We start from the raw sequence: 12,547 nt of genomic DNA, 5'->3' as shown, positions 1-12,547 counted from the left end.
CCTAAGGAAAAACGTCGTGCCCGAAAATAGGAAGTCTAGAAATGCGGTCGGACGAAATGGTCCAAGATCCCCCTTGCAACTTGCCGTAGAACGCTTGATCGGTCAATATCGAACGTGTCTTACCCTCCACCGATTGCGAGAAGCGACATGACGGTCATCGATCCGCATCTGCAATGGATGTACGACGACACGCCCGCACACGAGCGGGCGACGACACGGGTGCCGGTCACGTTCGAATGGCATGGCGATCTTAAGGAACTTGTTGCCTTGGGAATGCGCCTGCACGCGACGGCCGGTGGCATCATCTCTGCCGAGATGCCGCTGTCGAGCCTACCCGAGGTCCACCGCCTGGGCATCGAATATATAGAGCTCGCGCGCACGCTATACTCGCCATTCGACGTTAGTCGATCCGACATCAAGGCTGACGTGCTGCAGCCCGTGATCGGAAGCGAAGTGGGGAAGGGGGTGATCATCGGCATCGTCGACACTGGCATCGATTACACGCATGCGAGCTTTCGCAAAGCCGATGGCAAGACCCGAATCCTCTCGATCTGGGACCAGCGCCTAGAACTCGTGCCGGCACGACCGGGTCGCCCTCCCCGCTTTCCCTCGGAAGGTTCTCCCGGAAACAATGTTGACGGTACGGCTCGCAGTGGTGTGGAATTCACCGAAACCGCCATAAATGACGCGTTGAGGCCGGGTGGACGGCCGCTGCGCACCAAGGACGTGCCCGACGATCCACACGGAAGCCATGTCATGGGAATTGCCGCTGGCAATGGCGCCCCTTCGCCCGGCGGCCCGGCGACAGCTTTCGTCGGAATGGCTCCGGCCGCGGATCTGATCGTTGTCGCGACCAAGTTCAACTTCGGGCTGATACGGCAGGGGATCGAATACATCCAGGAACGAGCGAGAGCGCGCAACTGTCCCTGCGTTATCAATCTCAGTTTGGGCCAACCGTTGGGCGCGCGCGACGGTCGTAGCCTGGATGAAAAGGCGATTGATGCTGCGCTCGGGGCTGAGGGGCGCGCCATCGTCGTCTCAGCTGGCAACGATGGAAACAAGAACAAGCACGTTCGGGGCACGGTCGCGCGCGGCGCCACGGATCGAATCACTTTCCGCATCGATGACAGGCAGATGGCCAAGGAGCTCGACATCGAAATCTGGTACGGCCTGAAGTCGACTGCGGAAAGGTTCGATGTAGTTGTCACCGATCCTTCGGGAGTTTCAATGTCGCTCGCGGCAAGCGGGGGCTCGGTGCGGCGCACGCTAGGCCGCTCGACCGTTAGTCTCGCATCCGCCATTGCCGTTCCTCGCCACGACAAGAACCGGATCAGCATCGCCATTCGTCGGGACGGTCTGCGGATTGCTCCTGGGACATGGTCGATTACCTTGTCGGGTGTCACGGTGGGGACCGGTGCCGACGCTGGCGTTTATCATGGCTTTCTGCGTGCCCCGAAAGGACGCAAGGGGATTCCCGCAACCGCGTTCACCTCGTCGCAAACGAGCGCCGCAAGTACCGGTACGATTCCGGCGACCGCGCTCAAGGCCATCTCGGTTGGAGCATACGTTACGAGACCGTCCGCCGATCTGCACAAGCCCGCGGCGTTCTCGAGCCAGGGACCGACGTTGGACGACCGTCAATTTCCCACCCTGTGCGCGCCCGGTCAGTTGATCATTTCGGCGAAGGCCATCAACGCCGAGCCGCACCCGGAGCTCGATGTTGCTGGCAAGCCATTTACGGCCAAGCAGGGTACCAGTATGGCGGCTCCACATGTTGCGGGCGTGGTTGCGGCAATGCTGCAGGTGAAGCCCACGCTCAAGCAAGATCAGGTGGCCAAGCTGCTCGGTGACCATGCCGACGCCCCGCCTGCGCCATTGCCGAACATTTGGGGGCGCGGACGCGTCAATGCGCTGAATTCCGTGACCGCAGCGAAAGCACCGGTAGGAAGCTGATCGCAGCACGAGTTTGGCGCGACGGAACGAATTCGACCTTGCGGCACGCTTGAGCCTGCCCCGCCCGAACACAGCTCCAAAAAGCTATAGACGACCGCCAAAGTTGGCATTCTCCCATTTGAGCTCGATATGGTCAGCGACCAAGTCTCGGCGGGTGCGGCGTGATCTGATCGAAGTAATACTTGAAGTCGACGTGTACGCTCATGTTGTCGGGACGATAGTTTCCCGTCCGGTCGTACATTAGGAACGGCCCTGGCACCAAGCGTGTATTGACGGTTTTGTGCAGCGGAGGTGGACTCGACCGTGTTCGGATCCACGGGGAGGCAACGCATGCCGGCCTTGAGCAATCCGCCGGCCTGCTTGTTGTGCTGGGGCCGGCGGGGTCCGGCGAAAGCTGCAGGAGCTTTTGCCATGCTTGAGCCCGTCCGGGATAAGCGAGGCGTCGGCAACCATCCAGTTCAGGGCCACATCCCACCCGGCTTCGTTTTCCAAATCGCCGCCGCCGATATCGGCGTGCACGCCCGGGAAACATACCTGCTCGAAATACAGGCTGCCGTGGACTCGCGTTCGCAGTTAGCGGCCGATTCACAAACAGCACCCTCTCGGTGCAGGGCGAAGCTAGGCCCTGAACGTGAGGAAGACGCAGCCGAATGCGGCATTGCCGAGCAGGACGGAACTAACTAGCAGTTTGGTCAAGCAATGTGATCGCTCGGGCTTTGCGGCGCAGTCATTTCGAGAATCAACAATCTGATCTCCGCAATTTTGCGCTTCTGATGACGTAGGCCGCCACCGGTAAGCCGCGCCTTGTCCCGCTACTGCTTCCCTCGGCGGTAGAGCCGGCATCAACGCTCAGCGGGTAAGCCCTAGTCGTAACGCAAAGCAAGAAATGAGGTCATAGGACGGGCTTCGCCCAAGGCCAGTTCTTGGCCCGGGCAGGAGGGGGCAGTTGCTATTAAGGCCCCGTCACCGCCTTTCTTCCCAATCCGCTACGTCGCAGGCTTTTATCCTTGATCACAGCAGGCGCGGTGCTCGAGCATCGCGCTCTGCCGCCGCAAACCGATAATCCGTGCAACAAAAACCACGCAAGAAGCCGATAAACGGCCGAATTTAGGCGCTGATCCTGGATTTATTGCATTAATCGATTTTCATTGAGCGCTACAATGTCAGCGCTGAACGAGATTCCTCACTTAGTAAATTTCGGCGGTCTGCGAGGCAACGGGACAATTGGCCACATCTAGTTTGGTTATTGCTGCACAGGAGCAGAACATGGCTAAGCATTTGTACCGGCTCCGTATGGGCTCGTATGTCGGGGCCCTATTTCGGCGCAGCAAGCATGATTTACAGCAGAGGCTTTGGCTGCAATGTAACCTGATGCGGCTCGGATGCGAGTTAGCGGGATCTCAGCATCAGCCCCGCCTTGAACAAGGGAAGCTACCGCTGCCATTTAAGCCGCTCACCAAATTCGACTTCAACTACAAGAAAGCTACCTAGAGGCCGGACTGGTGCCGCCGTGGGTCTTTGTTGACGCTAAGACGATTTTGAGTCGCGCGACCGTGACCAACTCAGGCACTGTCGAGGGAGAGGGTAGCGATGGCGAGTGAACAAGGTGCTTTCGACCGGATTGATGAGATCGAACTTAACGCTCCGCGGCGGCGGTTATAGTTGAGTCGAGCAGGCCGATGACGAAATCACCGTTGTTTTCGCACGCGTGGTCGGCGTTCATTTTCAGCTAACGCCAGATCAGGCGCTCAATCTCTCTCGGGCCTTGGCTGTTCCCGTTGGGAATGCGAAGAAATTCCCACATCAACCGAGGCGCGGCCAATATGACTCATGGTCGGGCCTGGAACGAGCGAAAAGCTGCACAGTTTGAGGAATTCCTGCTGCTTCGAGGAAGGATCTGCAGTCATTCCTCCCGCCTCGCTAATACAACCCCAACACTGACGGTTTATGCAAATCCCGATCTACTGTTTCTGGTCCTGGGTGGTCTCAACCTCGGTGGCTGTGTTGGCACCCTGATTAAAGCTCTGATCGGCCACCGGGAGCTACGCGACCGTGGACGATGCCCTCGGCAGGACTTGAACCTACACCAGGAGACGTAGAATTTTTCCACTGAGCTACGAGGGCACATGACAGAGGTGAAAATCACGGCCAACCGATCGGACGAAGAAATCTGATGCATCGAGCGGCTCGAGGAAGTGCGCGATACTATCCTCGAGAAGGGCGTGATGAACGTCCTCGCGGCGCTTCACGATCACAAGGGCAATCGCTACGTCGATTGGTCAGAGCGGCCCAGCACCTATGCTCGCGCCACCGCAGCAAGATCTGGTCCGATAAAAGGCGAACCGCACTCAAACCATTCTGTGCGGGGACGTCCCCTTGTATGGGATATGGGTGGCGACAATCCTTTCGGCGACCTTAATTTTCCATCTTCAAGATCCGCCGCTCCATTGGAAACGATAACGGAGTCGATTACCATGCCAGAACTTTCGGTTGGGTATGCAATTGGAGTCGATGTCATCGGCTCTTCGCCTGGGACGAAATACTGCATAGGATGCATTAGCCAGCTACGTGTCGTCTGCCAGCGTCTACCGTAAGCTATCTTAAACAGAGGCCGCCTTGGTTGGCGACCTTTGTTTTCAGAGCCGGCAGAGGTCTTTCTCGACCGCAAGTGATGCCAGCGCTGAACTCCGGCTAGGACGCGAACTCATAACGCGCGGCCAGCCATAGGCGGATAGATGCGAGTTGGACGAAGGCGAGGTAGTTTCCTGCAGGCCTGTCGTAGCGCGTCTGCGAAGAAGCCGCCGAAAGGAACTGCAAGAAGGAAATTGCAGGCTGATCTCTTCTATCTTGGCTTTGGACAAATCAGGCGCCTCGATCGGCGTTGACTGGCGGACAGATTTTGAGACTGCCGCAGCGGCGTCAAGCGGCTGAGAAAGACAGGTCGTTGGCGTCGCCATCAGACCGAAGCCCGATCCCGCGACAAGCACCAAAGACAGGACGCTCTCAGCTACAACCGGCAGGGATCCTGATCACATAACCCCAAGTGGCGCGGTCGTGACATGGGGAGGAGGAATTATTCTCGGCCCGACATCTGTCTTAACTCCGGCTCCCAACCCCGAGTGCGTAGGAAGCGTAAACGTGAGACGCTCACCGCGCAGGAGCGGGTGTAGACCGGTCCGCGCGCCGGAGTGTTCGAGATCACCAAGCTCGCCGTCCGGCTGCTTCGCGATCAACTCCGCCATGATCGCACACACGGTGCTCTTGTTGTTGTTGAAGCGGTGCTTCGGCAGAGCGCCCCGATCTCCTCGTCGGTCGCAGCTTGCGCACACGCTCTCTGCCGCCAACCAGGCGTTCAGTGAGAAAGCGAACATCAGGAGCGCCGCGGCAAGAAAGGTCGCGGCCTTTACTCTAACTGCATTTAAAAAATTCTATTCTGAGTTACTTCTGGTCGGTCAGGCCCGGCTATTTTGTTTGAATTCCGAAATTGTTGGAGGCGACTTTGGACAAGAAAGCTTCCGCCAAAGAAGGCGATGATCCACCCGATATCGCCACGCTCCTCATCAAGACGATTGCTTCAAAGTTCGTTCGGAAAGTTGGGTATGCGCCTCAATCCACGTGAAAGGCGTGCCAAATCGCGCCAATTCTTGGACTCACAGATCCAACGTTCAGTCCCTGAAGCTGGGTCTGTACATGAAGGGGGCGCCAGGGTTTGGCTTGCGCGTCGGCAAGCGTCGAAAGCCTGGATCGTTCTCAAAGAGCCCAACCGCACTAAAATTGGGCTGGGTTGAGCTGCTGCCGGTTTGATGGACACCGAGATTGGGTGTTTTATCAAGCCGGAGGTTGGTCATGCAGAGACTGAAGTTCAGCCGAGAGTTCAAGATCGAAGCGGTCAAGCTTGTCAGGGAGCGCGGGGTGTCGGTGGCGCAAGCCGGCCGCGACCTGGGGGTTCATGAGAACGTACTGCGCAAATGGGTGAAGGAGTTCGGCTCTGACCCGGTGCAAGCCTTTCCCGGCCATGGTCAGATGAAGCCCGAGCAGCAAGAGATCGAGCGGCTGCGCCGCGAGGTCGCCAAGCTGAAGGCCGAGCGGGATACCCTAAAAAAGGCCGCAGCCTACTTCGCGAAGGAAGCGACATGAAGTTCGCCTTCGTCGCGAAGCACCGGACGATCTGGCCGGTGGCATGGCTATGCGATGCGCTGGGAGTGTCCCGGTCGGGCTTCCATGCCTGGCTGAACCGCTCTCCCAGCGCCAGATCCCGCAGCGACGAGGAGCTCGGCCGGCAAGGTCAAGGCCAGCTTCGTCGCCAGCGACCGCACCTATGGCGCACGCCGGGTGTGGCGTGACCTGCTCGCCGACGGGGCGGATTGCGGCCTGCACCGGATTGAGCGGCTGATGCGCCTGCAAAGCTTGAGGGCACGGCCGCGACCGTCGGCGCTTGCCGAAGGACAGCGGCGGTCGACAGCGGGAAACATGTGCAATCCGCGGTGGAGGCATACAACCCATAGATGGCATCCATAGGCGCCACGCAAACGTCCCATGCTTTGTCTTTCGGGTTGGTTTCGCTTCGAAGATTCGGAGCTGCAGGCTTAATACCGGGGCACTCTCGCGCGCTGCGATCTCTCAGGCGTGGTAGTCCCCTTCTGCCTTACCGGGCCCGACGTGTTCTGGGCTGCGCGGCGCATGCGGCTTGTCTCGAAGGATCGCGACAAGCCGTTTCGCGGCGGAAGACAGAAGCACTGGATCAAGGTGAAAAACCGAAGCCACCCCGCGATGTAGCGAGAGCTGTGACCACCCATTTCCAGTCGGCATTGGAGCCGAGCAGGCCAACGCCCTCGGCGCAGCGCGCGGATCGCTCATGTGCATCAGTGAACTGAACCTTTCCTGGCTCAGCAATCACAAATTCATTCCCGATTTACCATCGTCGAATACGATCCAGCCTGTTGCGGGAAAGCTGCAGGCGTCCTACTTACGATTTGCCGGACATTCAAAAGTTGCAGCTTCGCTCGACGCAACCACCGTAAGTCGCTGAAAATGCGAAGAATTTTCGATTTGAACCATGCGGCTGATCTGGCGTTACCTCTTCAAGTTGCGTTTGACAAGCGGCCAGCGCTCTGTCACTGAAAACCCTGTCAAGTCGAATTCTAGGGAATCGGACATGTCGGCCTCCATGAATAGCGCATCCTCGAGCGGTGACCGCTCGCTCGACCGCGACGAATCCCGCTTTAGATTTTTTTCCCCGAACGGCAAAGCCGTCATTCGGATTGATTACGAGCGCTTTCTGACTGTGAAGACTAGTTTCGAGCGCGCCCAAGAGGCTGCGGGCAATTGAGCCTACGGGCTTCAACAGAATTGTATCGCTAACGCTTTTGTTCTTGCAGAACTTCTGGTAGCACGACCGGCCCGCCTTTCGCGGACCGCGAGTCGCTATGATTAGCTTTGAACCGGATACGCTTTATGATTGGCTGTCGGACTATGACAGCTTCGCCTATGCCTTTAAGCGCTACTGCTTTCAGATCACACGGGCGTTGAGCCTCGCCATTGATTTTGACAGTAACACGCTGAAGCTCGTCCACGAAAAATGGTCAGCGGACTGCGAAATTTGGCGGACACAGCATTTCCCTCAGGACACCGAAGCGCTCTCTCATGCTAAGGTTGGAGCGCTCCTTCTCTATAACCTTGCGCTGAACCCCTACATTTCGACAGTTCGGCTTCACGACTTCAATGAAGAGTTGCAATATCGCTTCACGGGCAATGCGGCGCAGTTAGAAGCAGCCCGCGCCGATCTAATCGCGGCTCGCGAAGTAGTTCTTGCCTTCGACTTCTGCTTGGCTGTGATTTGTTGGTACGAAGAAAATCGGGTCGACCGTAAAGAGCTGTTCGTGCTTCGTCTCACGCCCGAGCTGCGACATGATATCCTGTCATATCTCGTGTCGCGGCAGACTGATCCGAAGGCAATCTATCTTATCCTCGAATGCCTCTTTATCCGCAGCTCAAATTAGGCCGCTGCAGGCAAGGCGGAAATTGGTACTACCGGCCATGTTGCCGGCCGATGGGAGCATGGACCTCGTTTGATCCCGGCTGATTGAGCAGAAAGACAGCGGATCAGAGCCACTCTACGCCGATTATCACCGCGGCTGAGTTGCTAGTATTGGCCCGCTATTCGTCCGAGTTCAACATGCCTTCGCATAAAATTTCCACCCAGTCGATCGCTGCAGCCGATCGGGATCCGATCTTCGTAGTGATCGAGCGTCATCGCGAGCTGTCGGCGTACTACGATGCGGCCTTGTCGGTATCGGCGAGGCTCGAGGATGAAGCCGAATTTAATGCCGCCGACGAAATCAGCGTCCAAAGGAATCAGGTTCTCGCAGAGCACGCGAATGTACTCATCCGTTCAACGCCAACCACGATCGGGGGCGTTATTGCTTTGGCCCGTTACGTCGGCAGCGTACGTGACTGGGAGCTTCCCGACGACGATGCGTGGTATCGGGTCTTCTTAGAAGGTCTGGCAGACGCGATCGATGGAATCACCATGGCGCAGTGGCTTGGACGCGACGGCGATTAACATGGCGCTCGCTTTCATTGTCCGCGGCACACTTTTCTGGGGAGCCATTGCTGGGCTTCTCTATTTCCTGTGGAAGTTGCCATTCTGAAGCCCGAGAATCAGGGATTGGGCCGCGCCAGTGTCGAGGAAATGAGGAGCGGCGGCTTCTCAACCCCGGTCATCCCCGATTATCGTGCGGCCGCGCTAAAGGCCTTTTTCGCTGACCTTCTGAGGGCCATTTGCCGTCCGGCAAACTATTCGGCGTACGATGATCGGCCTAAAGCGCAAACAGGAACAGTTCTGCGATCTCTATCCCGCAGACGCCGCGGCCGCACTCGATATCGCGATCGCGCAGGCGATGCGCGAACGCTACCACCGGGGGGCCGGGAACAGCAACTCGACGAGCCGGCGGGCTTACCAGGATCAGCCCGCGTCCAGCGATGACTATCTGCGATCGACCAATCACGAGAGTGAGGTGCGGTCAGCGGCTTTATTGCGCTCTAAGCGAATGAGTGAAGAAAAAGTGCGGAAGGTGGGCGGATCGAGAGCGAAAAACACCGACATCGCGGGTCTTGATCCTCAGCATCGAAAATCTCTTGACGATTCAAGAGAATGTTCGATAAATCGCGCCACTACTGTAGGTTACGTTTACAATTTTCAGAGCGACGCCCGATAGGAGATCCCGGCAATTTGTTGCGGGCCGCAATGTTATCTATCACGCAGGCCTTCGACGAGGGCTGGTACGAAGTTCTAGCATTCACGCCTATTTGCGCGCTCAGGACTGTCTCCGATAACGGTATGGGAAATTGGACGCGATGACTGTGCGCGATCAGCTCTTTACATTGTTGCGCAACCTCCGGTGGATTGCCGTCTTTTCGGGGGGCATTTCAATTTTGCTGTACTTGCCAGATCAAATTCAGGAGCTCTACCGGATAGCCGCTGACGACCTTGGATGGGTAACGCTCAAGGAGTTCGCCGCTGTGGGCGCGATTGCGCTAACGATCTGGGCGGCCGCTTTTCAGCTTACTGCCGCAACCCTGCCTCATATTCCGCCCGCTACGGGGCGCTTGGCCTTCTATATCAAAGTTGCACCCATTGTGCTCGGAGCGTTGCCGATCATCGCCGCGACAGCAGGTCAACTCGCCTCGCGGCCGGCTGAAAAGATCGGTGAGGTTGAGGAGGTCGGGAGCATCTTCCGCATTCAGGACCAAGCGCTCGCCGTCGAGCGGAACATGCTGCTCATCCTTGCGCTTGCCATGTTGATCCTGCTTGCCTCGTTTGTTGTATTCACTTGGCAGATAGGGTCAAAACATCGCTCGGTCGCACTCGCGAACCGGGCCAACATCGCCTATTTCATCCGCTACAGATTTCTCGCGCTCACGATCGGCGGCATCGCCCTCTTGACGACCGGGTTCGTTTTGTTTCCGGACAGGCTTGCACAATTCGTCGGATCGTTCGGTGTAATCGCTCTCTTTGCGATGTGCGTGGCCGGTCTCACCACCCACTTTGCGCTACTGACGATCAGGTTCAATTTTCCTTTTATACCCGTTGTGTTTGGCGGTTTGTTCCTGGTTGCCTCATTGTTCGGAGGCGATGACCACGGGCTGCGCAGCGTGGCCGGAGCAACAGGCCCGCCAGAAGAGATTCGCATCTCTGCAGTCGAAGCATTTCGGGATTGGCTTCGGCAAAAGCCGCGCCTGGCCGAGGCCGAGAGGCTCGGAGAATATCCGGTATTCATTGTGGCTGCCCAAGGCGGCGGCATCTACGCAGCCAACAATGCGGCGCGCTTTCTTGCTAGGATGCAGGATCTCTGTCCGGCATTTCGGCAGCATCTGTTTGCGATAAGCGGCGTCTCCGGAGGGAGCGTCGGCTCGGCTATCTTCGCAGCTGCGCTTCATGCCGCCAATGCGCCGCTTGATACGATCGCTCCCGACGCAAAGACGTGCCCGAAGATCGCCGACTTTCTGGCCGGCGTCGGCCGGGCTGAGGATATCGATGCCCCTGGGCAGGTAGAACAGCGCGTTGCAAGCGTCTTGGAGACGGATTTTCTCTCGCCCTTGGTTGCCGGTTTTCTATTTACTGACTTCACGCAGCTGTTTTCTCCGCTCGCTATCCCAAGTTTCGATCGCGCGCGGTTTCTGGAGTACACGCTGGAGAACGCTGCAGATAGAATGCTCAAGAACCAAAAGGGCGCCGGCGACCAATCCAATCAATTAAAGGCCGACTTTCAGTCACATTGGACACCTTCCAACAATATGCCGGCGCTGTTGTTGAACACGACAGATGCCGGTAGCGGCAAACGCGTTGTCATCTCTCCCTTTGATATCGACCCGCTCCACGCCAAAGACAAAGATCTCTGTATTCTCTCGATGCTTGATCGTGCCGGCACCGGCGTCGATCAAACTGTCAAGAGCCACTCGCTGCGGATTCCACTTAGTGCTGCGGCGTTTACTAGCGCTCGGTTTCCATGGGTGACGCCGGCAGCGACGGTCTCCTTGCAGAATGATTGTATTACGGCCAATCCGCAGGCGCGCCTCGTGGACGGCGGATATGTCGAGAATTCCGGAATAGAGACCGCGCTCGATTTAATTGAGCGGCTCAACAGCATTAAGGGCACCTCTGACGCGCCAAAATTCCGGATCTATCTGCTGTCGCTGGTGAGCGGTCAGTTCGGAGATCACGGCTCTTTCATGTTCGGTGAGCTCATGGAGCCGGTGCGCGCGCTCTTGAGCACGCGAAGCTCTCGGACCTATGTTGCCCTCAACCACGCGAACAATATTGATCGTCGGCCAACAAGCGATGTGACGCCCAGCGTGCAACGGTTTCCAACGTTCGGCCGAATAGACATAACAGGCTCGTTTTACAACCTGCCGCTTGGTTGGACGCTATCTCAGAAAACCGAAGATATCATCTCGCTAAGTAGCGGCCGCTTTTGGGATTGTGTGCCGAACGATGACTTCGATCAATCCCGCAAGAAGCAGAGCAATGCCGATTGCCTGCAAGTGAAGTTGTTTCATATCTTGAACGGCTCCGTCGCATCCGCCTTTGAAACGCTCAAAGAAGCCAAGCTTGCCCAGGCGGCTTACGCTGACGAGTTAGACCAAGAATACAGGCCCGCTCCAAAGATCAAACCGCAGCCGTTACTTGCCTGCTATGAGAGCAAGTGGTTGCAGGAGCGCGGCTATCAGAAATACCAGGATAAAGTTTCTGCGTACGAGCACCAGCTAGCGCAGTCGATCAAGGACCATTCGCCGGCTCCTGCGCCAGTGCCGCCATATCGAAGGAGCTATATGGCGTATTTCCAGGCCGAGCAGGTCAAAGCCTTGCTGCAGGAGTGGGACCGCATCGAAGAGACGGATCCGCGGATCCTGGCCTATATCCTGGGGGCAATCTCCTACGACAGCGCCGACTTTACACGCAGCAGCGAAGACTTCTCTTACAGCGCGGTCTCGCAACTGCCGCGCAAATGGCGCGATCGGATAGAAAAGAACAACGCCGACCTAGCAGCCGCGAACAAGCCGCCCGTCGGCCTGGATGCATTGCTCAACCATCCCAAGGAGTTGGCCAACTTTGTTCTTGGTTACGAGGGCAACCCGTTCGGAAACCAAGTGGGTACGGACGATGGTTGGCTGTTTCGCCCCCGAGGAATGTATCAACTAGTGGGACGCGAGCAATATCAGGAAGCGCAGAATCAAATGCAAGAGATCGGAGAACTGGCGGGGCTTGATCTCCTCACGCTTCCCGACGCACTGCGCGATGCGAAGATCTCAGCCAAAGTCGCTTTCGCTCACTTTCGGCTTCATCCCTATCAGAACCGAACCCTGTTTGAGTTGCTCAAGGATCCCTCAAAGGACTGGATCGCCGTACGCGCGTTGCAAACAGACATGGAGCATGGCCCTCTCGATAGGGAGCGTGTCAATGCAAGAAGCCAGATGTTTCTCGGCTGCATTGAAGAGGCGTTACATCCGACGCAACTCAAGACATTGCAGAGCAAATTTTACGGCAGCGAGTAAGCATCACGTTCGACTTTTCGATCTTACAGGGGAATTGCCA

The 12,547-nt window shown here is 57.3% G+C and carries 7 protein-coding genes and 2 pseudogenes; 8 read left to right on the top strand and 1 reads right to left on the bottom strand.

Annotated features, from left to right (window positions below):
• Nucleotides 1-147: 147 nt before the first annotated feature.
• A complete protein-coding gene (locus LRP30_RS33180) occupies nt 148-1,953 on the top strand; it encodes a S8 family serine peptidase (protein WP_249757523.1) in 1,806 nt (601 codons plus the stop codon).
• 411 nt (nt 1,954-2,364) lie between these two features.
• Nucleotides 2,365-2,637: a hypothetical protein gene (locus tag LRP30_RS33175; protein WP_249757522.1), complete on the top strand. Its 273-nt coding sequence runs from the start codon at nt 2,365-2,367 to the stop codon at nt 2,635-2,637.
• 2,007 nt (nt 2,638-4,644) lie between these two features.
• On the opposite strand, the pseudogene LRP30_RS33170 reads toward LRP30_RS33175, so the two are convergent.
• Nucleotides 4,645-4,740, bottom strand: a pseudogene (locus LRP30_RS33170) (IS5/IS1182 family transposase); the annotation flags it as partial.
• 1,059 nt (nt 4,741-5,799) lie between these two features.
• Here LRP30_RS33170 and LRP30_RS33165 point away from each other — a divergent pair.
• The 6 genes and pseudogenes from LRP30_RS33165 to LRP30_RS33140 all read left to right on the top strand — a co-directional run.
• Nucleotides 5,800-6,412, top strand: a pseudogene (locus LRP30_RS33165) (IS3 family transposase); the annotation flags it as partial.
• 597 nt (nt 6,413-7,009) lie between these two features.
• Nucleotides 7,010-7,282: a hypothetical protein gene (locus LRP30_RS33160; protein WP_249757521.1), complete on the top strand. Its 273-nt coding sequence runs from the start codon at nt 7,010-7,012 to the stop codon at nt 7,280-7,282.
• 97 nt (nt 7,283-7,379) lie between these two features.
• Nucleotides 7,380-7,952, top strand: a complete 573-nt coding sequence (locus LRP30_RS33155) for a hypothetical protein (protein WP_249757520.1) — start codon at nt 7,380-7,382, stop codon at nt 7,950-7,952.
• 83 nt (nt 7,953-8,035) lie between these two features.
• On the top strand, nt 8,036-8,515 hold the full coding sequence (locus LRP30_RS33150; protein WP_249757519.1) for a hypothetical protein: 480 nt from the start codon (nt 8,036-8,038) through the stop codon (nt 8,513-8,515).
• 247 nt (nt 8,516-8,762) lie between these two features.
• Nucleotides 8,763-9,170: a hypothetical protein gene (locus LRP30_RS33145; protein ID WP_249757518.1), complete on the top strand. Its 408-nt coding sequence runs from the start codon at nt 8,763-8,765 to the stop codon at nt 9,168-9,170.
• A 139-nt stretch (nt 9,171-9,309) separates the two neighbouring features.
• The gene (locus tag LRP30_RS33140; RefSeq protein ID WP_249757517.1) at nt 9,310-12,507 is read left to right on the top strand and encodes a hypothetical protein; all 3,198 of its coding nucleotides are present in this window, start codon (nt 9,310-9,312) and stop codon (nt 12,505-12,507) included.
• The last annotated feature ends 40 nt before the right edge of the window (nt 12,508-12,547 follow it).

Origin of the sequence: Bradyrhizobium sp. C-145, assembly GCF_023375135.1 — a bacterium.
GTDB lineage: Bacteria > Pseudomonadota > Alphaproteobacteria > Rhizobiales > Xanthobacteraceae > Bradyrhizobium > Bradyrhizobium zhanjiangense.
The sequence above is the reverse complement of the archived record's forward strand: the minus strand, read 5'-3'. Positions and strand labels throughout refer to the sequence as shown.

Bases quoted from the DNA above. Each gene is read 5' to 3' on its own strand.
- LRP30_RS33175 (WP_249757522.1), top strand. From the start codon at position 2,365: ATGCTTGAGCCCGTCCGGGATAAGCGAGGCGTCGGCAACCATCCAGTT.
- LRP30_RS33160 (WP_249757521.1), top strand. From the start codon at position 7,010: ATGCGGCTGATCTGGCGTTACCTCTTCAAGTTGCGTTTGACAAGCGGC.
- LRP30_RS33145 (WP_249757518.1), top strand. From the start codon at position 8,763: ATGATCGGCCTAAAGCGCAAACAGGAACAGTTCTGCGATCTCTATCCC.
- LRP30_RS33140 (WP_249757517.1), top strand. From the start codon at position 9,310: ATGACTGTGCGCGATCAGCTCTTTACATTGTTGCGCAACCTCCGGTGG.
- LRP30_RS33180 (WP_249757523.1), top strand. From the start codon at position 148: ATGACGGTCATCGATCCGCATCTGCAATGGATGTACGACGACACGCCC.
- LRP30_RS33155 (WP_249757520.1), top strand. From the start codon at position 7,380: ATGATTAGCTTTGAACCGGATACGCTTTATGATTGGCTGTCGGACTAT.